Source organism: Rhizobium jaguaris (genome assembly GCF_003627755.1).
Lineage (GTDB): Bacteria > Pseudomonadota > Alphaproteobacteria > Rhizobiales > Rhizobiaceae > Rhizobium > Rhizobium jaguaris.
This window is the reverse complement of sequence record NZ_CP032695.1, coordinates 610,598-629,792: the sequence shown is the minus strand read 5'-3', so window position 1 is coordinate 629,792 and position 19,195 is coordinate 610,598. Positions and strand designations below refer to the sequence as shown.

Annotated in this window: 16 protein-coding genes and 2 pseudogenes; 5 read left to right on the top strand and 13 right to left on the bottom strand. The window is 60.7% G+C overall.

The window, feature by feature from the left end; translation table 11 throughout:
* Positions 1–28: 28 nt before the first annotated feature.
* From CCGE525_RS25095 to CCGE525_RS25080, 4 genes are all read right to left on the bottom strand, one after another.
* A complete protein-coding gene (locus tag CCGE525_RS25095) occupies positions 29–5,515 on the bottom strand; it encodes an AAA family ATPase (RefSeq protein ID WP_120707056.1) in 5,487 nt (1,828 codons plus the stop codon).
* 103 nt (positions 5,516–5,618) lie between these two features.
* A complete protein-coding gene (locus CCGE525_RS25090; RefSeq protein WP_162950296.1) occupies positions 5,619–6,371 on the bottom strand; it encodes an SDR family NAD(P)-dependent oxidoreductase in 753 nt (250 codons plus the stop codon).
* A gap of 192 nt (positions 6,372–6,563) precedes the next feature.
* Positions 6,564–7,394, bottom strand: a complete 831-nt coding sequence (locus CCGE525_RS25085) for an alpha/beta fold hydrolase (RefSeq protein WP_120707054.1) — start codon at positions 7,392–7,394, stop codon at positions 6,564–6,566.
* A gap of 298 nt (positions 7,395–7,692) precedes the next feature.
* Positions 7,693–7,851 (bottom strand): hypothetical protein, encoded by a 159-nt coding sequence (locus tag CCGE525_RS25080; protein ID WP_205587510.1) that lies wholly within the window; start codon positions 7,849–7,851, stop codon positions 7,693–7,695.
* Between the two features lie 172 nt (positions 7,852–8,023).
* Between CCGE525_RS25080 and CCGE525_RS25075 the strand changes: the two genes are divergently transcribed.
* Entirely contained in the window at positions 8,024–9,970 is a 1,947-nt protein-coding gene (locus tag CCGE525_RS25075) for a PAS domain S-box protein (protein ID WP_120707053.1), read from the top strand.
* Between the two features lie 234 nt (positions 9,971–10,204).
* On the opposite strand, the pseudogene CCGE525_RS25070 reads toward CCGE525_RS25075, so the two are convergent.
* The 4 genes and pseudogenes from CCGE525_RS25070 to CCGE525_RS25055 all read right to left on the bottom strand — a co-directional run.
* A pseudogene (locus CCGE525_RS25070) lies at positions 10,205–10,471 on the bottom strand (DUF1348 family protein); the annotation flags it as partial.
* A gap of 21 nt (positions 10,472–10,492) precedes the next feature.
* Complete coding sequence (locus tag CCGE525_RS25065; protein ID WP_120707052.1) at positions 10,493–11,125, bottom strand: pyridoxamine 5'-phosphate oxidase family protein; 633 nt, start codon at positions 11,123–11,125, stop codon at positions 10,493–10,495.
* Between the two features lie 56 nt (positions 11,126–11,181).
* Positions 11,182–12,150 carry an MBL fold metallo-hydrolase gene (locus CCGE525_RS25060; protein WP_120707051.1) on the bottom strand — a complete coding sequence of 323 codons (969 nt, stop codon included), beginning with the start codon at positions 12,148–12,150 and terminating at the stop codon, positions 11,182–11,184.
* Between the two features lie 82 nt (positions 12,151–12,232).
* Positions 12,233–13,207: an alpha/beta fold hydrolase gene (locus CCGE525_RS25055; protein ID WP_425375929.1), complete on the bottom strand. Its 975-nt coding sequence runs from the start codon at positions 13,205–13,207 to the stop codon at positions 12,233–12,235.
* Positions 13,208–13,591: 384 nt separating this feature from the next.
* Here CCGE525_RS25055 and CCGE525_RS25050 point away from each other — a divergent pair, with 384 nt between their 5' ends.
* Positions 13,592–14,425, top strand: coding sequence for a response regulator (locus tag CCGE525_RS25050; protein WP_120707049.1), 834 nt, complete (start codon positions 13,592–13,594; stop codon positions 14,423–14,425).
* A gap of 44 nt (positions 14,426–14,469) precedes the next feature.
* Here CCGE525_RS25050 and CCGE525_RS25045 read toward each other — a convergent pair whose 3' ends face one another.
* Genes CCGE525_RS25045 through CCGE525_RS39600 form a run of 3 tightly spaced genes read right to left on the bottom strand, consistent with a single transcriptional unit; the run spans position 14,470 to position 15,214 of the window.
* Complete coding sequence (locus CCGE525_RS25045; RefSeq protein ID WP_120707048.1) at positions 14,470–14,685, bottom strand: hypothetical protein; 216 nt, start codon at positions 14,683–14,685, stop codon at positions 14,470–14,472.
* A 56-nt stretch (positions 14,686–14,741) separates the two neighbouring features.
* Positions 14,742–15,137, bottom strand: a complete 396-nt coding sequence (locus tag CCGE525_RS25040; RefSeq protein WP_245472287.1) for an NUDIX hydrolase — start codon at positions 15,135–15,137, stop codon at positions 14,742–14,744.
* A complete protein-coding gene (locus CCGE525_RS39600; protein WP_281024688.1) occupies positions 15,092–15,214 on the bottom strand; it encodes a hypothetical protein in 123 nt (40 codons plus the stop codon). Before CCGE525_RS39600 ends, CCGE525_RS25040 begins: the two co-directional genes overlap by 46 nt.
* 376 nt (positions 15,215–15,590) lie before the next feature.
* Here CCGE525_RS39600 and CCGE525_RS25035 point away from each other — a divergent pair, with 376 nt between their 5' ends.
* From CCGE525_RS25035 to CCGE525_RS25025, 3 genes are read left to right on the top strand one after another with little or no spacing between them, the layout of a single operon-like run.
* Positions 15,591–16,364 (top strand): alpha/beta fold hydrolase, encoded by a 774-nt coding sequence (locus CCGE525_RS25035; protein ID WP_120708614.1) that lies wholly within the window; start codon positions 15,591–15,593, stop codon positions 16,362–16,364.
* Between the two features lie 48 nt (positions 16,365–16,412).
* Complete coding sequence (locus tag CCGE525_RS25030; RefSeq protein ID WP_120707047.1) at positions 16,413–17,363, top strand: helix-turn-helix domain-containing protein; 951 nt, start codon at positions 16,413–16,415, stop codon at positions 17,361–17,363.
* A 55-nt stretch (positions 17,364–17,418) separates the two neighbouring features.
* Positions 17,419–17,967 carry a carboxymuconolactone decarboxylase family protein gene (locus CCGE525_RS25025; protein ID WP_120707046.1) on the top strand — a complete coding sequence of 183 codons (549 nt, stop codon included), beginning with the start codon at positions 17,419–17,421 and terminating at the stop codon, positions 17,965–17,967.
* 218 nt (positions 17,968–18,185) lie between these two features.
* Here CCGE525_RS25025 and CCGE525_RS25020 read toward each other — a convergent pair.
* A pseudogene (locus CCGE525_RS25020) lies at positions 18,186–18,585 on the bottom strand (DUF6130 family protein).
* 157 nt (positions 18,586–18,742) lie between these two features.
* Positions 18,743–19,138, bottom strand: coding sequence for a response regulator transcription factor (locus CCGE525_RS25015; protein ID WP_120707045.1), 396 nt, complete (start codon positions 19,136–19,138; stop codon positions 18,743–18,745).
* Positions 19,139–19,195: the final 57 nt, after the last annotated feature.

Here is a 19,195-nt window from a genome sequence, read left to right as displayed (position 1 = left end):
GCGAAGCTCGTCACCGTCATCCTCGCGTTCAATACGCGTCCTGCGCCGCCCTCAGCGTAAACGAGAACACGCTTCCCTCCGGTTCGTTCGGAGTCACCCAGAGACGGCCCCCATGGGTTTCCACGATCGAGCGGCAGATTGACAGACCCATGCCGAGACCTCCCGATTTAGTGGTGAAGAACGCGTCGAAGATCTGCTCCATCGTCGACGCGTCCACACCGGGTCCGCTGTCGGCAACCTCGACGAGGGGATTCCCGTCGCGCGACTTCCCGGACCGCACCTGCAGGCGCCGCGGTCTGCTTTCGGATGATCCTATGGCCTCGACCGCATTGAGGATCAGGTTGAGGACGACCTGCTGCAACTGGGTGCGATCCCCCACTGTCGATCCCGTATTCATATCCAGTTCGGTTTCGAGCTTTATGCCATGCCGCTGCAGCTCACCGCGGGTCAGGACAAGAACCCCCTCGATCATCGCGTTCACGTCGACCTCCTCCATGGCCAACGGCGACTTCCTTGCGAGCGCGCGGATACCCGTAATAACATCTCCGGCGCGATGGCCGTCCCGGATGATCCGCTCGGCTGCCTGCCGGGCCTCTTCGACGTCGAGCTGGTCGTCGCTCAGCCAGCGCAGGCAGGTCGCTGCGTTCATCACGATGGCCATCAAAGGCTGGTTGACCTCATGCGCGATCGATGCCGTGAGCTCGCCCAACGCCGTCAGTCGTCCGGCGCGGGCCAGCAGCTCCTGAGCCTCCTCGATCCTCTTGAGATCGTCGATGTCCGTATTGGTGCCGTACCATTTGAGAATGTTGCCGTGCTCGTCGCGCATGGGAGTCGCACGAATAAGAAAGGAGCGAGCAACTCCATCATAGCGAATAATCCGCCCTTCGAATTCGCCGGCTTCGCCCGCCGCCAGAGCTTCGCCCCATTTTTGGGCGACCTTCTGGACGTCGTCGGGATGTATCGACCTCGCCCAGCCGCTGTCGAGCGAGTCACCCGGCGGTATCCCGGTGTAATCGTGCCATTGCTTGTTGAACACCAGCATCGACCCGTCCGGACGGCTGTTCCAGGCCAGCGCCGGGATCATGTCGTATGACAGTCGAAGCTCTTCCGCTGCGCGGCGGGCACGTTCGTGCGTTTCCTGTGCTTCGTGAAAGAGAGCGGCGTTTTCGAGCGAGATCGCTGCCTGGGAAGCAAGAAGCTGAAGTACGGCCACCTGGTCCTGGGTGAAGAGGTGGGACGACAGTCCGTTCTCGAGATAGAGTACTCCGACAAGTTGCTTCTGCTTTACCAGCGGAAGGCAGAGGATCGAACTTGAACCGACTTCTTCCACGTATGGGTCGGATGAGAACAGCTCCGCCCTCCGGGCGTCGTCGAGAAGCACGACCTCCTGTGTCCTGGTCACGTAGCTGATGATCGTTTCCGGAAGCTTCCTCTCGAACCCCTCGAGCCTGACCGCAACGCCCTCGTCGTTGGTGAGCGCTTCGGCGACGATGCGCATCTCTGCTCGCTTCGGAAGGAGAAGCAGACCCCGGACCGCCCCGGAATGTTCAACCACGGTGATCATCAGACGCTCGACGAGGCGGTCGAGAACGATCTCGCCGGAAACGGCCTGAGACATCGTCAGAACGGCGGCCATATCAAGTTGTTGCGTCTCGGAGCCGAGGATTGTCCTCTTCCCGTTTACGTCCGGGTTCGGACCTGAACTTTCGAGATCGAGTTGACGGACCTTTCCGTTCGCACCCCATGCCAGATAACAGGACCGCGCGTTGCGCATGAATGCGCTGGCACTCGTCTTCAGGCCGCGATCCAGGCAGAACCGCGCCGCCAGTTCATTCGCCATGGCTTCGTTCTGAATGAAGCCGTATTGCCTCGACGAGCGAACGGCTTCCTCATAAAACCCGAGTGCATCCATGTCGCGGTTTTCGAGCCGGGCGACTTCGGCGGCAACGAGGGCGCGACGGTTGCCATGGTTTTCCGGGCCGCTCTCGGCCCATGTGTCGATCTGTTTCTGGTGCCGCCGTATCGCCTCGAAGTGCTCTCGCCGGTCGTCGCCGATTGCCGCATCGCAGGCGGCCGCATGAATAAGTGCGGCGTAGAAATGGTATTCGGCGATGTCGATGAAAGACCTGGTGGCCTGCACGACGCTGCGAGCTTCGCGCTCGGCCTCGATCGCCGAAACGTAGTCGCCCGCAACATAACGCGCCTGCATCTGCTGGATCAAATACCAGGCGAGTGGAAGCACGAGCTGCGCGCCAGCGTCCTGCAGATGCCGGTGATACGAACTCTTGTCCGGAAGCACCGAGCCCTCCGGCGTGTCCGGACCGTCGAGCCCGCGCAGCTCGCGAATAAGAAGTAGCTGGCCGATCGCAGAGTCCGCGGCAAGGCTGAACCCGGTCCTCCGGGCCGACGCCAGAAACCGTTCGGCCTCCTCCTCCACCAGTGTAAGGTCGGCGCCTGCGACCAATAGATGCGAAACCAGCATCTGCGCGGTCGTGACGATGAACACCAGGTCACCGGCCGCGACGCCAACCTCGATGGCCTTCCGGCTGAAGGTCTCCGATATGCGAAGATGTCTTTTCCAGGGAACAACGAAGCAGGCGTAACAGGTATAGGTTCGCGTCTTAAAGCGGTCCATCCCGTGACCGTCGACGAGTGCGAGGCCCACGTCGCCAAAGCGGCCGCCGGAATCGTAGTCTCCAAAACGAAGGCCCAACGCCACCATGATCGACACGTAGGCATAACAGGAGGCGTCGCAATTGCCGTGCTGCACGCTGAGCGAGACCATCTGCGTGTAGATTAAGTCTTCGAGATTGCCATCGGTCAAGATTGCCGGAAGGATCGTGTAAGCGAGGACGTCCATCGCGGCGAGCCAATCGGGGTCCGTCATTCTTGGAAGGTCTACGAGATCTTCGATCGGACGGTCCGCGAGCAATCCGCGCAACGCCTCGATCGCCACCCGCAGCTCCTGTTCGGTCGGATGGGCAGACCACTCGATGCCGAAGTCGCGAAGATAGGTGAGAGCGACGTCGACCGCCTTCGCCTGATCTCCGAGTGTAACGTAAAGCGACGATCGAAGGCGCACCACCGCCGCGCCGTCCACGCGGTTCCCAGCCCGCAGAGACAACTCGAGAAGATGGTCGTCGGCGACAACGTGATCACCTGTCAGGTATTCGCATTCCGCTTGCTGGAGTTCGAGTGGAAATATGAGGTCATAGCGCTTTTCCCAGTGCGATGGTTTCAGAAGGCCCAGACCTGTGCGGAAATACCTCAGCGCCGACGGATAAGCGACGGAGGTCTTTGCGCGAATCCCGGCTTCAAGGAAGAGTTCGGCGACCTGCTCGCGTTCGTCGTCCGAGGTGACCTGTCCAAGTCCTCGGTCAAATTGATCGATCACCTCGAATATGCGCTCTTGAATTCCCGACGATGTCAGGCTCGACATCAACGCGCGCCCGATCCGGACATGGGCGACCGGCCTATCGGCTGCCGGCACCAACAGGTAGGCCGCTTCCTGCACCCTGTCGTGAGCGAACACGAAGGCATCGTCGACACGCAGCAGAAACCTTGCTTGAACTGCTTCCCACAGGATCGCCACGATCTCCCTTGTGGGCTTACCGGATGCGATGCTCAATGTCGCCAGTGACGCCCCAGTCCCCAGACAGGCCAGCAATTTGACGGCTTCCAGCGTCAGACGAGGGAGGCGACCAAGTTTGGAAGCAACGAGTTCGGCCACGTTGTCGGTGACGCCAGTATTCCGTATTCGGTCGGCGTCCCATCGCCACACGCCCCTGTCGGCGTCGAACACGATCAGTTCCTCCTCCTCCATGGAGGCGAGGAACTGCAGCACGAAGAAGGGATTTCCTTCCGTCTTGTCGACCACGAGACCGGCCAAGGGCCCGACGGAGCGCGCGTCCGAGCGCAGCATGTCGGCCAGCAGACTTCCGACGTCCTGAGGAGTCAACGGGCCCAGCTTCAATTCTCCAAGCTTGTCGAGGTCCTCCCGCATCGAGCCCCGCGTCGCATTGAACGGATGTTGTGGTGAAACCTCGTCGTCGCGGTAGGCGCAGATGAGAAGCAGGTTCCTCACCTCTTGATCGAGAGTGATCGTTTCGATGAGCTCGATCGTGGCTGCGTCCAACCACTGGACGTCGTCGATGAACAACACCAACGGGAGTTCGGGACGGGCGAAAACTGCAATGAACCGCCGAAAGACGAGATGGAACCTTGTTTTGGCCTCGTGAGGCTGAAGATCGGGGGCCGGCGGCTGCTCCCCGATGATCAGGGCGAGTTCTGGCACGAGATTGATCATAAGCCGGCCATTCGGCCCCAAGGCTTCGACGAGTTCTTTTCTCCAACGCTCCAGGTCGGCGTCGCCGGAACCTAGCATCTGGCGGACGACACCTCGGAATGCCTGTGCGATCGTCGCATAGGGAATGTCGCGCGTGTATTGGTCGAACTTACCGGATGCGAACAGGCTGCCGGTCTGGGCCAGCGACTTTCGCAGCTCGTGCACGACGGACGATTTCCCGACGCCCGCCGGGCCGGAAACCAGGACGACCTCGGTAGCGCCTTGCGACCTCACCCGATCGAAAGCCGCCCTGATGGTGCCTATCTGACGTGACCGACCATACAATCCCTCCGGCACTCGAAGACGGTCTGCAGCGTCACTGGAGGCCACTTCGAAATCGGCGACGCGACCGGTCGAGTTCCAACTGTCGAGGCATCTCTGGAGATCGCTTTCGAGACCCGCCGCGGTCTGGTATCGGTCCTCCGGCCTCTTGGCAAGGAGCTTGAGGACGATGCGCTCCAGGACAGGCGGAACGGCCTCGTTTCGCTGATGTGGAGGGATCGGCCGTCGCGCGACATGCGCATGAACCCATTCCACCGCATCGACGGCCACGAACGGCAGATCCCCCGTGAGCATCTCGTAGAACACCACGCCCAGCGCGTAGAGATCGCTACGGGCGTCGATCGAGCGCTTTACCCGGCCTGTCTGTTCGGGGGCGATGTAGGGCAGCGAATTTCGTTGGAATCCCTGGGAACCTCCCGATGCTTCGCCCGCAGGCCGGGTTGGACCGGCGATGCCGAAGCCGGTGAGCCATACTTTTCCCGAAGCGTCGACGAGCACGTTGTCGGGTCTGAGATCCTTGTGGACGATGCCCCGAGCGTGTGCCTTGCGTAGAGCCGCGGCGGCGTTCACCGCGACGGAGAGGAAGGTCCCGATATCGAGGGCCGCTTCTACGGAGTTGCTCAACGGCATGCCGCCGCCGTCCGTCAGAAGGAGGTAGGTCTGTCCGTCGTGGCGTTCGAGAGCGAGCGGTTTCGCCGCCCACCCTGAATCCAGCCGATCCGCAAGAGACATTTCACGCTCGAGGCGCTGCATTCCTTCGTGTGAGGCGCCGATCGAAACCGAAGCCTTCATAAGGACGGAGGTGTTTCCATCCCCGGAAATGCCGCGGTAAAGGACGAAGCTGTCGTCCTCTCGCAGAAGCTGGCGCTGGTATCGAGACACGTCCATCACGATGCTCCGATCGGCCTTGCTTCGAGCCGGCTCGCGATCCTAGAACATTCGACAATGGCGATGCAAAAAAAATCCGGCGCCCACAGTGAGGCGGCGAAGCCTATATTTGCGCCGACCCGCCGTCCGCGAAAAGCTCGCATCCGTTGACGAAGCTGCTTTCGTCCGAGGCAAGGAAGAGTGCGGCGTTGGCGATTTCGCGTGGATCGCCCATGCGCCCCAGGGGGATACCCGCCAAGGTCAGACGCATCATCTCCTTCTTCATATCCTCCGACGTCGCAAGATCGTGCCAGCCAGGCGTCGACGTCGCGCCGGGCGCAAGCACGTTCACCCGAATGCCGCGTGGAGCGAGGTCAAGGATCCAGTTCCGGGCGAAGCTGCGGATGGCAGCCTTCGTCGCGCCGTAGACGCTGAACGCCGGAATGCCCGTCGACGCCGCCGTCGAACCGGTCAGGATGACGGAGCCGCCGTCCTTCAGGAGCGGCAATGCCTTCTGAACAGTGAAAAGCGTGCCTTTGACGTTGATGGCGAAGGTCCGGTCATAGTGCTCCTCGGTTATCGCGCCGAGCGGTGCGAACTCCCCTCCTCCGGCGTTTGCGAACACGATGTCCAGATGGCCGGCCTCGGCCTTCACGATATCATAAAGATGATCGAGATCGCCGAGGTTGGCGATGTCGCCTTGGACACCTCGGGCGTTCGCACCGACTTCGCTGACGGCCGCATCGAGTTGCTCCCTGCGCCGGCCGGTCATGAAGACGCGAGCGCCCTCTTCTGCAAATCGCTTGGCGGTCGCAAGGCCGATGCCGCTGTTAGCACCGGTAACGACGGCGATCTTTCCCTGGAGTCGCATGTTCATCTCCTATGGTGACGTGACCTGTTGTGATGGCTGCGAAGGTACTCTCGGGACTGATAGAAGGCTAAGGAGTTGCAGCAAGCGCTTGTGAGTCTGCGTGAGAAGAGTTGACAGCGAAGATGGGGCCGGATGTCGGAGGACGGCAACAGCCTATTGGAGTCGTGGGGTCAACGCTTGCTGGCCCCGCCTCTCATGTCATCCTTTGATGAATGCCAGGATGTCCGGGTTCAGCACCTCCGGATGCGTCGACAGCATCCCATGCGGATATCCATCGTACGTTTTCAACGTCCCGTTCTTCAGAAGCTTGACCGACAGGAGGGCGGCATCCTGGTAGGGGACGATCTGGTCGTCCGTGCCATGCATCACGAATACCGGCACCTCGATCTTCGTCAGGTCTTCGGTGAAGTCCGTCTCCGAGAAAGCCTTGATGCATTCGTAGTGGGCGTTAGCGGCGCCCATCATGCCCTGCCGCCACCAGTTGTCGATCAGACCCTGCGAGATCTTGGCGTCCGGGCGATTAAAGCCGTAGAACGGGCCGGTCGGTACATCGATGTAGAACTGCGCGCGATTGGCGGCCAGTGCTTTGCGCAAGCCGTCGAAGACGTCGATCGGAAGGCCGCCGGGGTTCTTGTCGGATTTCAACATGACCGGAGGGACTGCGCCCGCGATGACCGCCTTGGCAACCCTGCCCGGCTTTGCCCGCGCGACGTAATGGACGACTTCGCCGCCTCCGGTCGAGTGACCGATGTGGACCGCTTTTTTGAGATCGAGAGCTTCCGCCACTTCTGCAACGTCGGCGGCGTAGGTGTCCATCTCGTGACCAGTCCGGCTTTGCGAGGACCGGCCATGGCCGCGACGGTCGTGCGCGATAACTCGGTATCCTTCACTAAGGAAGAAGAGCATCTGGTTGTCCCAGTCGTCGCCACTCAGCGGCCAGCCGTGGTGGAAGACGATCGGCTGCGCATCCTTCGAACCCCAGTCCTTGTAGAAGATCTCGGTTCCGTCCTTCACTTTTACAGTTCCCATGAACTTATCCTCCGTTCGTGTTTGTTTCGGTTTAGTGGCGGCTGAGGCGGTCGGGGCGACTGCCAGCGCGATCGCGGCAGCGGAGCCCGCCAACAAAGCATCTCGTCTTGTAAGAGGTATAGCGGACCCCAATGTCATTTGAGCGATCCTCCAGAAGTTTGACGGATGAGGCAGCTTCCGGCGGCACCCGGTCCTCACGCGCGTGACGTCCGCCGCTCATTTATCGAACGCCGTGATTGTTGCGTTTCGACCAATGACGGTCTTTCGAAATAGTCTGGTCCAGGAGACGCCGCCTTTTCTAGGCGAGATACCCGCCGTTCACGTCGAGCACAGAACTCGTCACGTTGCCAGCCGCCGGGCTTGCGAGGAAGACGATGCCGGCCGCCGCCTCCTCGACGGTGGCGATCCCGCGGACGCCCGTCTTGAGCGGCGACAGCGGCGGATACTTTTCATCCATGCCCGCCTCCATTTCGATGGCTTTCCTGCATTAAGGCACCCGGTTCATTCCCTGTCGAGAAGCATATGCCTCCGGGCGCCCGCTATCGTACTTTAACGAAATCGAGGACAGCTTGCCCATATCTCGGGGCCTGCTACTCTGGCGGTCGGGTGCACCTCCGGCGGACCTCGTCATGGACACAACGGCAGGCCTGCGAATGCTCCGAGCGCTGTCCGTCGATGCGGACCGCGATAGGATCGCCGATGCGCTCGCGACGGCCTGTCTGGGGTGCGGCAAGGTCGGACGGGCGGAGGTGGTCTTTCTTTCCGAAGACGGCTCGCACCCAAGTGTTCCCGCTTCGGTCATCTCGTCGCTTTCAGAGACCCGGAAACCGGTCGCGATGACGAACCACGCCCTAGCTGGAGAGGGTCTCGCTTGCTCCTTGTTAGTGCCGCTACAGTTTGGAGAGCGCATTCTTGGCATCCTGGAGCTGGAGAGCTTCTCGATCGCGGCGTTCGACGCGGAGGAAACCGAGGCATTCGAAATCCTGGCCACTTATGCCGCCGTCCGGATCGCGAAGGCGACATCGGACGCCGAACTCGGGCAAGTGCGTGAAAGAGCGCGTCTAGCCGAGCGGGAGCTCCGCCTTTCATGGGACATGCTTCCCGCCCATGCCTGGCACACGAAACCGGACGGCATCCTCGAGGCAGTCAATCGACAGTGGTCAACTTACTTCGGCCTTACCGAGGAAGAGTCCGTCGGCTTTGGTTACATGCGTGTCTTCCATCCGGACGATCGGGCGCGCGTCGACACCATCTGGACGCGGCTGCGAACCGAAGAGGTAGCGGGAGGCACCGAGTCCCGCATGGTAGGCCGCGACGGCTCTTCGCGCACGTTTCTCATACGGGCAGTGCCGATCAGAGACGAAAGTGGCAAGGTAATCCGTTGGTACGGCATTAACATCGATGTCGAGGACCTGAAGGTCGCGCAGGATCGGATCCAGGAGAGCGAGCGGCGTTACGCGGCGACGCTGTCGAGTATCGGCGACGCGGTGATATCGACGGACGACAAAGGTCATCTGATATTCATCAATCCGGTAGCGGAGAAGCTTACAGGGTGGACGCAGCAAGATGCCGCGGAGAAATCGGTGGCAGAAGTATTCCAGCTGATCGACGAGGCGCGCGAAGTCGTCGCCGACCCGGTGTCGGAGATACTCGGCCGCGAGGTCGATCTCGCAATCGGCAACCAGTACACCCTCCGATCCAGGGCCGGGTCGGAATCGATAGTCGACCTGTCCGGAGCGCCCATCATCGACTCTCGTGGCGACATGAAGGGCGCGGTGCTGGTGTTCCGGGACATGACCCAACGAAACGAGACCGCGGAAGCTCTGCGCAAATCCAAGGAGGACCTTGCTCGCATGAGCCGTCTGACCGCGATCGGGGAACTGGCCGTGTCCGTGGCGCACGAGATGAATCAGCCGCTGATGGCGATCGTCACAAACGCAGCCGCAGCCTTGAGCTGGCTCGAAAGCAGATCTCCCAACATCGAGGAAGCCTCGGAGGCTATCGGGTGGGTTCTCCGAGACGGCCACCGCGCCGGCGCGGTCCTGAGCGGGATACTTGCTCTCGCACGGAATTCGCGGCCGAAGGTTGAACCATTGAGCATCCGGGGCGTGATTGAGGAAGTGCTGCATTTGACGAAGAGCGAGCTCCGTCAGCAAGGCGTCGTTGTCGAGGCTGCCTATGACGGTGCCGCGGACGCGGTCAATGGCGATCGCATCCAGCTCCAGCAGGTGCTGATCAACCTGGTCATGAATGGCGCGGATGCAATGACGACGCTGGAAGACGAGCGAAGGGTATTGCACGTAGTCACCAGACTTCAGAGCGACGGGCTTGCGCAGGTGAGCGTGTCGGACAACGGCGTCGGCCTCGATCCAGATACGGCCGACCGGGCGTTCGAGGCGTTCTTTACAACGAAGGCGACTGGCATCGGCATGGGGCTCTCGATCTGCCGATCCATCATCGAGGCCCATGGAGGACATATCTGGGTCACGACTAAGAAGGGCAAGGGAAGCACGTTCAGCTTTACCCTTCCGCCTCCGTCATCCTCGCAAGAGCGATCCGCAACTCTTGAAGAATAGCCGGGCGTGGGTCGAAGCTCGTATAGGAGAGGTGGATGCGTCCACCCAGGTGGCAGACGCCGATGCATTGCCTCTGCTCGAACCCCAAACTCACGAAAGGCCCGAATACTGCCTCCAGACGGAGCATGCCGTAGTCGGTTCGAAGATCGAGCTTGCCGAGGTTCGTCAGAACTATCTCAGCCCCGAGTACCGATGCAAAAAGTCCCGAAGCCTCTCCTATCGCGTGATGCTCGTAGCAAAACGCACGGCGATCCGATTTCCGGAGAACGCCCACAGTCCCTTGATTAGACGGTAGTCGAGTTCCTACGCCAACTTGCGCGCGAGGAATGCTTCGATCGCCGTGCGGCCGACGACGAACTCCGCGCGGATCCGCCAATGGCTGTCGACGCTGTACGCGAGGGTGACCTTCACGGGATCGTGGGTGTTCCAGCCGTCCTCCGCCAGCCGCACATTCTCGATCGCGGACTGCAGGGTGAAAGGAGGCAGTGGCGGGCGGCTCATATCGGAATCCTTTGAGTGAGACTATCGAACGCCGGAAGATGCCGCAGATTTCAGTGTGGCGATCTCCGCCTCCAGTTCCTTGATCCGCGAGTCCCTGCTCTCGATCGCCTTCAGCACTTCGTCAGCCTCGAACCGGAGCGGAATATGCTGCGGGCAGTTTGCATCCCAGGCTTCGACATGGAAAAGGATCACCTGCTCCGGCCTGGCCTGGTACCCTTTCGGCATCAACTCATCGAGGAGCGCCGGATCGTCTTCGACAACACGGGCCGTCCCCCAGATCTTCACCCGCGACCGGCTGCCGTAGTCGATCAAGAAAAGCTGCGCCTTGTCGTTGTCGGCGAGGTTTCCCTGCGTGATGTATTGGCGGTTGCCGATGTAGTCCGCGAAACCAAGCGTGGTCTCGTCGAGCACACGGAGGAACCCTGGCGGGCCGCCCCGGTGCTGGATATACGGCTGGCATTCCCTGTTGGCGGTGGCCATAAAGATGCTGATCTGCTTCTCGATGAAATCCTTCAGATCAGGGGTGATGGCAGTCGCCCATCCGCCGCGCTCCTCGACGCGGGCGTAGGATCGGCGCGATCCCTTCCTTGTCTGGATCTCCTTCACCGACGGCGAAAAGGCGACGTCGCTCGAGATATGCTTTTCGGTCTCCACGGCGGCCTGCCCTCCCTGCGGAGCGGCGGATTGAGGCCGCCGCGAGGAGCTTCCTCTCAGACGCCCTCGTAAACAAGGCGGGTGAACAATGCCGGCGAGATCGCCCAGTTTCCGAAGACGGGATCCCACTTCTCGGTGGGCTTGGCGGCGACGGTTTCCTCCATGCTGCGACCGTCCTTCTTCAGCTTGGCGATGTTCTCGCGGCTGCCGACGAGCATGTCCCGCCAGGCGATCAGGTCCTTCTTGTTGCCTATCTCGCCGTGCCCCGGAATGACGATCGTCTGGTCGTCTACCATCTTGACGTTCGCCTCGGCCGCATTGATCTGTCCGTCGATGCTCCCGCCGGTCGAATAGTCGATGAAGGGGTAGACGCCGTTCCAGAAGGTATCGGCCACATGGACGACGTTCGCCTCCTGGAAGAACACCGAGATGTCGCTGTCGGTATGGGCGGGGCCATAGTACCTCAGCGCGATGGTCTGGCCGCTGAACTTCAGCGTCTCTTCGTCGCCCTCCATCAGCTTCGTCGGCAGCGCTCCCTTCGGCGACGCCGGGAAGTCGAAGTCCCAATCGACGACGCGGGTAGCGACGGTCAGATGTTTCAGCGAGTTCGGATGGGCCATGATCATCGCGCCTTCTGAATTGAGCCATTCGTTGCCGTCGGTGTGGTCGAAGTGCCAATGCGAGTTGATGAGGTGCTTGATCGGCTGCGAACCGAGCTCGGCGAGCGCCTTTTCGATGCGCGGACGCGTGGCCGTGATGCCGGCGTCGACGAGGACTTTGCCCTCGTCTCCAACCAGGACGCCCATGTTGCCCCCGGAACCGGACAACGCACTGATGCCGCCCCGCAGATTGGTTGTGGTGATATCTGCCGCAGCGGCAGCCTCGCGGATTTGGACAACGAGGCTTTTGGCGGCGGCGAATACTTGCGACGGAGTGAGCCAGCCGCCGGTGGTGGCGAAGGTCGCGCCACCGAGGCAGCAGAGGCAGAATCCACGTCGTGACATATTGTAGCCGTGCTTGTTCATTTGTAGCTCCATCGGTTGAGGAGATCGCGATTGGACGGGAGTGCCACCACGCAGGGAGGCTCGCGTGGTGGCGTGCCTCGATCTAGTTCCGACTCAGCTTTCGATCGAGGAAATCATGGATCATCGGCGCCATCTCCGGAAGCTTGTCTTCGAGTGCAAAGTGGCCGGTGTCGAGCAGATGCATCTCGGCGTGCGGCAGGTCGCGCAGGTAGGGAGACGCGCCGTCGGCCGGGAAGATCTTGTCGTTCTTTCCCCAGACGATCAGCGTCGGCGGCTTCTTGTCCCGGAAGAACTGCTGGAATTTCGGATAGAGTGGGACGTTGGTGCCATAATCATGGAACAGGTCGAGCTGGATGTCCTTGTTGCCTGGACGGTCGAGCAAGGGCTGGTCATGACCCCAGTTGTCTGGATCGATGTGCGTGATGTCGCTCATTCCGTCGGTGTACTGGAACTTAGTCGTCTCGGGCGCGACGAGCATCGACAAGGCCTCGCGGTTGGCGGGCGTGTCGCTCTTCCAGTAGGCCTTGATAGGATCCCAGAACTCCTTGAGACCCTCTTCGTAGGCATTGCCGTTTTGGACGATCAGCGCCGATACGCGGTCGGGGTGCTTGAGCGCCAGCCGGTAGCCGACCGGAGCGCCGTAATCCATCACATACATCGCGTATTCATTGATGTTCAGTTTGCCGAGAAGGCCGTCGACGATATCGGCGTAATGGCCGAAGGTGTAAGCGAACTTGGTGTGATCGGGCGCCTCGCTCTGGCCGAAGCCTGGATAGTCCGGCGCTATGACGTGATACTTGTCGGCGAGGATCGGGATGAGGTTCCTGAACATGTGGGACGACGTCGGGAATCCATGAAGCAGGAGCACGACGGGTGCATCTGCTGGGCCGGCCTCACGGTAGAACACGCTCGTCCCGTCGACGTCCACCGTGTGATAGGTGACCTGCGGGACGACGAGCTTATGTGTGGCTACAACCTTCTTCGCCGCGTAGGACGTGGCCGGCAGGGCTGTCGATGCGGACAATGCGATCGCGATGGCCAATGCCGTCCTGCTCATGATGGATTTGTTCATTTCAGCCTCCGGTTTTTCGAATGAGGGCGCGAGTGCGACTGCGCGTTGCGTCGCCGATTTCCCCTTAATTGCTACGCTCGGCGAGCGGAAACGACGAGCTAGTTGTCGTAAGGCATCGTGAGTTTGCGTGAGACGTCATGCCAACGGACTCCACCAAGTCGTTCGAATTCCTAGACCTTGGTCTAGTTCTTCACGACGTTGTCGGCGTCGGACTGGCCATTGGTCGGATTGTTTGCGTGCGGGGCCGGAGCTAGGCTTTCCTTGCAATCGCACACAATTGGAGATCGCCTCCTGTAAGCGGGACCAGATTTGTAAGACGCGATCTTAAGCAGCGCGATGAACAATTGCAGCCGACGGGGGAAGTCAGCCATGCAAGTCCAATTCAACGATACGCTGGAACAAACGAACTCGTCGGACGCCTACCCGCCATACTCTTCCAGAGAGGCGAAGCGCGAAGCCTTTGACGACGCGATCCGCTTTGGCAGGTTCTGCGCCATCCCGCATTCCCGTCAGCTTTTGCTGGACGGGCGTCCGAAGGAAATAGGCGGGCGGGCGTTCGATCTTCTGATGGTTCTACTCAGGTCCAACGGCAGGATCGTCAGCAAGGGCGAGATCCTGAACGAGGTGTGGCCGTCGATGGTGGTAGAGGAGTGCAATCTCCGCTTCCAGGTGAAGTCCTTGAGGCGAGCATTGGGTAGTCACGGCAACATGATCAAGACAATCGTCAGGAGAGGCTATATGCTGATCAGGGAAGACGTACTGCCCCAAGACGAGGCGCGGTTCGACGCGATAAGGTCGACGACGATTTCGGAGATCGACACGCCTGCTGCGGCGAGGGCCGCGGCGCCCTATATCGTCCTGATCGAGGACGACGAAAGCGTCCGGCGCTCGATTTCAACACTGCTACGATCGGTCGGCCTCGGCGTTGCATCCTTTGAATCCGTCAAGGAATACCGGGAGAGTGGGCACGCACCTCAGCCCGATTGCCTCATCCTCGACGTCTGCCTGCCCGGCAGAAGCGGCTTGGACTTTCAGGCCGACCTCTTGAAGACAGGAATACGCTACCCGATCATCTTCATCAGCGGTTATGCGGACATCCAGATGTCGGTGCGTGCGATGAAGGCGGGCGCGGTCGAGTTCCTGACGAAGCCGGTGCGGCATCAGGATCTGTTGTCGGCGGTGGATATGGCCATCAATGCGTAGCCGCTTGAGCTAAATCTCTCATGGCTCGCCGTTGACCCGTCAGTTCACCAGTTGCCCGGATCCGCGGTGTGATCAGTCGCTGCAAATTCATCCGCCTGGGTTCGATCAAGTAGAACATCCACCGCCGTATTCGCTTCATTTGTGACAAGATACGAGACGGGAGCCGGCCCCGTGGCTAGGCTCTGATACATGAGCAAAGCGGCCTCCTCGGCCGTGTCAGCCTGGATCTCCTGCTTTGTGGTCACAACGAATTTTTGCATCGCTCTCGCCTCGTTTGCAATGTTACGGCGGAGTATCGACGCCGATCGGGACGCCGTCAACGAAACGCAGTTTGCCTCGAGAATTTCCCGACCAGCCCCTTCAACTCGGGCTCCTCCACGAGAAGCGATGCTTCGGAGGCTGGCAACCACACGAGGTCCCGCTGTCCTTTCTCCGGAAAATGCGATCGTGTTGTCCGCGTTTCGAGCAAATGCACCTGGACGACGGGTGGCACCCTTTGTCCATCGGTGAGCGTTTTGACATATGTAAAGTAGCCGAACGGCTTCTTCTTGACCTTACCTTTGACGCCGGCCTCCTCCCTCGCTTCACGTTTCGCGGCCTGGTGTGGCTCTAGTCCCTTGATCGACCAACCCTGGGGGATCGTCCAACGTTTGGTCTCTCTCGTCGTTATGAAAAAACCTCGACGGCGGCGTCGGCAGACTGGCGGTAGCACAATCCCCCAACCTGCTGAGCGGAGGTTCCATGCAGCATCGCATCGGCGTATTCCGCAAGGCGGGACAGGTACGACATCGGTTTCTCCATCCAACTGAAATGGCGCAGGCGGCGCTCGGCAAGACGAAACGTCGAGGGGTACATTGATCTCTGATCACAAGAGATCGTATCGGACCTTGGAGGCCGAAAGGGGAACCCGCAGCAGGTTCCCTTTAAGCAAGTCAATGCACTGCCGCGCCTGACATGCGTGCCGCACAAATGCCCTTGCAGCATCTCTAATATGTGCCCTGTTGGTTAATTGGAAGTTAAGTGAAATAAACGCCCGCGCGCACCGGATTTCACACGGCATCGCGACAACTCACACCAACGGATGGCTGCCCGTAGTAGCCTCGCGGGAAACATAAACCGAGCGCGCATGCTCACCGCAGCAGGCGCCCAGTGTGAGGTTCTTCGCATGAACAAGTGGTTGTCGAGTTCAGCAATGGTCGCGGCTCTCATCGTGAGCCAGAGCGCAATGGCGGCGTCGAAGCCGACGATCGTCCTTGTCCACGGAGCCTTCGCGGAGTCGGCGAGCTGGGACGGCGTCGCCGCCAAGCTGGTCAAGGATGGCTATCCTGTCGTCGCAGTGGCCAACCCGCTGCGGGGGCTGAAGTACGACTCCGACTACGTTTCGGCAGTCCTGAAGTCCATCGACGGGCCGGTCGTCCTGGTCGGCCACTCATACGGCGGCTCGGTGATCACCGACGTCGCGGTCGAAGGAACGAACGTAAAGTCCCTGGTCTTCGTGGCAGGACTCGCGCCGGACAACGGAGAGAGCGCCGGCAGCCTCGGCAAGAAGTTCCCGACCGGCACGCTTGGCGACGCCCTGGCACCGCCCGTCGTGCAGCCCGATGGGAAGCACGATCTCTACATCTTGCAGAGCAAGTTCTGGAAGCAGTTCGCTGCAGACGTCCCGGAGCCGCAAGCAGCGCTGATGGGCGCGGAACAGCGTCCGGTCACGGCCGAGGCCCTGAACGATCCTTCGGGAGACCCATCATGGAAAAAGCTGCCTTCGCATTTCATCTACGGCACCGCTGACAAGAACATCCCGACCGAGCTTCACGAGTTCATGGCGAAGCGAGCGGGCGCAAAGGAAACCGTTGGCGTCAAGGGGGCGTCGCATGTGGTGATGATCTCCCATCCCGATCTAGTGTCCGCGATGATCGAGCGGGCCGCCGCCGACAAGTAGCGCCACAGCCATCAACTCAATTCGCACCCTTTTCATGAGGAGCAGCCGATGCAGACCGATATCGCCATCAAGGTGAGCTTGGGCCGGATACGTGACGTCTTCGCAACCATCGACGACTCCCTGCACGTCGAGCACTACAGCGTCGCCGACCCGAATATCTACCTGGCGAAGTTAACACTGGAAAACGGAAACCGGGCGATCACAACCTCGCTAGGTTCCGGCGTCGGGACGTTCGTCGTCGCAGCCCTCGACTCCGAGCTGCACCTTGAGCAGAAGGGGCGCGTGCTGTTTCAAGGACTGATGGTCGAGGACAGCGTCACCTTCGTCGAAGGCCCTGATCCTATTGCGGTGGAGCTGCAGTCCGATGCGTGTCTCTATGTGCTCACCTTTCTGCGAGAGCCTTATCGGGCGCCATGCTCGGTCGTCGGAGGAAGATTCAACATCCGCGACATCCGCCTCGCGGAGCTGATTGGGGAGATCTCCGAAAGTTCGCCCGCGAGAAGAAGCGAGATCACCAGAGACTTTTCGAGGTTGGCGTTCGAACATTACAAGTGTCTCCCGCGCGTCCACCCCCTCTCGGCATGGCGACTGAGCAGAGTCAGGCGCTACGCGGAATCACGCCTCGATCAGCGGATGTCGCTGGAGGAGCTGGCGGGTGTCGCGGGGTTCTCTCGGGCGCATTTCGCGGCCACGTTCAAGGCGGCCACCTCGATGAGCGCACATGAATTCCTTCTACGGATGCGAATTCAGGTCGCAGCCAGGCTGCTGATTTGCACCGATCTGGCCCTCGTTGAAATCGCCTTGCAGACGGGTTTCCAGAACCAGCCGCATTTTTCGACGGTCTTCAAGAGAATCACCGCCGTCACGCCGCGCAAATGGCGGGACTCCCGGCGGTCCGTCGCAATGGCGCACAGCCCAGAGCAGGTGGTCGAGGGCGCTATCGTCATCGAACACCTGCCGGGAGAGCCGGAAGGATTCCTTCCGCACGATCTGCATTGAAGACCGGCTTCACGCAGAACGACTACAGGTCCTGACGCAACAAAGGAGATTGAAAATGGCTCGAATTCCGATTCCCGCGACACTCGAAGCGGCACCTGAAGCCTCGAAGCTTACGCTCGAAGCGATCAAGAAGCAAATCGGCGCACTGCCCAACGTCTTTCGCATGATGTCCAACAGCCCGGCAGTCCTCGAAGCATATGCCGCGATCAACGGGGCGCTCGGCAAGGGCAAGCTCGACAAGAAGATCCGCGAGCGGATCGCGCTGGCAATCGCCCAGAAGAACGGCTGCGAATATTGCCTCGCCGCCCATACCTACACCGGTACGCACGTGACCAAGCTCAGTCTCGAAGAGATCGCTGCTGCCCGCCGCGGCGGATCCTCGGAGGCGAGGGCCGACGCCGCCGTCAAGTTCGCGGTGAGGGTCGCCGAAGCCAGGGGTGGGGTCTCCGAACAGGAAGTGGAAGGACTGAAGGCTGCCGGCTTCGATGATGGCGAGCTTCTGGAGATCGTCGCTCACGTCGCAGCGAACACTTTCACAAACTACACGAACGAGGTCTTCAAGACCGACGTCGACTTCCCGAAGGTTGAGCGCGAAGCCGCCTGAGCGATCCATACCTTTGAGAAGACCCTCCCTGGAAGGCGGCAATCCGCCATCCGAGGACCTGTCATGCCACGTTCGCCTGCCTTATTCACAAAAGAACATGCCCTCGCGACGGGGTGCGCGAGGGCATGCTTTTAGCGATCGCGGCCTGAGAGGGGCAGACGTTTACGGGCACGGCGCGTTCCGCGTGCGATCGCCTTGGGAGCTCGAATCCTTTTGGACTATCTCTTCTCCGGCACGAGGAAGGTGACCGTTTGCTCCGTGATCACGTGATGCCTCTGGTCCGCTAGTTCCACGAGCACTTTGTGTTCGCCGGTCGGAAGACCGACGACAATCAGCGTCTCGCCGCTCGCATCGACGAAGTGCCATGGAAGATCGTCAATCGTCACGTGGACGTGTCCGACGCGGGGAGAAACCTGAAGCGCCTTTTCCGAAAACCGGGACGATGCGGATGTTCTCCGCCCGATACTGGATGAAGACAAGGCCGCGGGACAGCGGCTCAGGAAGCGGCGGAACGACGATTAACTTCGGCGCCGGCTCGTATTCGATGGCAATCAGGGGTGAAGGACCCTTGATTTCCCCAGCCGACAGGCCCGAGGCGCTCGTGGCAGGCGTCGTCATCGCTGGCCTCCTGGCTCGATTGCTTCGATGATCCGCAGCCGCGCGTTCGCGCGACGTCGACTATCGCTCCATCAATTTCTGCCAGAGGGCCGATGAAGTCGAGTTAGTTGTCGTGAGGTACGGTTTGATATGGTGCGGTCGCCGGTGACAAGCACTCTTATGCCGTGTGAGCTGGACCACCCGCCAGAGCGGTCCTGATCGCCTCCAGCAAGTCCGTTGGACTGACGGGCTTCAGGAAGATGCGCGACGCCCCTGAATTCCTGGCGCGGTCGCCAGCCGCGACGTCGGAGTGGGCGGTGATAAGAATTGACGGAATCCTTCTGGTCATCCCGGACAGCTTGTCCAGCAAGTCCAGTCCCGAAATACCGCCGAGCCGGATGTCGGTGATCAGGCAAGCCGCGGTCTGCAACTCCGTTGAAGCGAGGAATTCTTCGGCCGACGCGAAGGCGACCACCCGCATGCCGTTGGCGCGCAGCAGTCCTCTGAGCGCGTCACGGACGGGTTCGTCATCCTCGACGCAAACCACCAGGGAGGTCTTCGACGCATCAACCATCAATCGATCCAATCGCTGTAATCCTATGGCCGGGGTTGAACGCTCGCAATGCGACTA

What these genes read in the sequence shown, in the direction of transcription:
- CCGE525_RS25095 (WP_120707056.1), bottom strand. Translation starts at nt 5,515, where the DNA reads ATGGACGTGTCTCGATACCAGCGCCAGCTTCTGCGAGAGGACGACAGC.
- CCGE525_RS25090 (WP_162950296.1), bottom strand. Translation starts at nt 6,371, where the DNA reads ATGAACATGCGACTCCAGGGAAAGATCGCCGTCGTTACCGGTGCTAAC.
- CCGE525_RS25085 (WP_120707054.1), bottom strand. Translation starts at nt 7,394, where the DNA reads ATGGGAACTGTAAAAGTGAAGGACGGAACCGAGATCTTCTACAAGGAC.
- CCGE525_RS25080 (WP_205587510.1), bottom strand. Translation starts at nt 7,851, where the DNA reads ATGGATGAAAAGTATCCGCCGCTGTCGCCGCTCAAGACGGGCGTCCGC.
- CCGE525_RS25075 (WP_120707053.1), top strand. Translation starts at nt 8,024, where the DNA reads ATGGACACAACGGCAGGCCTGCGAATGCTCCGAGCGCTGTCCGTCGAT.
- CCGE525_RS25060 (WP_120707051.1), bottom strand. Translation starts at nt 12,150, where the DNA reads ATGAACAAGCACGGCTACAATATGTCACGACGTGGATTCTGCCTCTGC.
- CCGE525_RS25055 (WP_425375929.1), bottom strand. Translation starts at nt 13,207, where the DNA reads ATGAGCAGGACGGCATTGGCCATCGCGATCGCATTGTCCGCATCGACA.
- CCGE525_RS25050 (WP_120707049.1), top strand. Translation starts at nt 13,592, where the DNA reads ATGCAAGTCCAATTCAACGATACGCTGGAACAAACGAACTCGTCGGAC.
- CCGE525_RS25045 (WP_120707048.1), bottom strand. Translation starts at nt 14,685, where the DNA reads ATGCAAAAATTCGTTGTGACCACAAAGCAGGAGATCCAGGCTGACACG.
- CCGE525_RS39600 (WP_281024688.1), bottom strand. Translation starts at nt 15,214, where the DNA reads ATGTCGTACCTGTCCCGCCTTGCGGAATACGCCGATGCGATGCTGCAT.
- CCGE525_RS25035 (WP_120708614.1), top strand. Translation starts at nt 15,591, where the DNA reads ATGAACAAGTGGTTGTCGAGTTCAGCAATGGTCGCGGCTCTCATCGTG.
- CCGE525_RS25030 (WP_120707047.1), top strand. Translation starts at nt 16,413, where the DNA reads ATGCAGACCGATATCGCCATCAAGGTGAGCTTGGGCCGGATACGTGAC.
- CCGE525_RS25025 (WP_120707046.1), top strand. Translation starts at nt 17,419, where the DNA reads ATGGCTCGAATTCCGATTCCCGCGACACTCGAAGCGGCACCTGAAGCC.
- CCGE525_RS25015 (WP_120707045.1), bottom strand. Translation starts at nt 19,138, where the DNA reads ATGGTTGATGCGTCGAAGACCTCCCTGGTGGTTTGCGTCGAGGATGAC.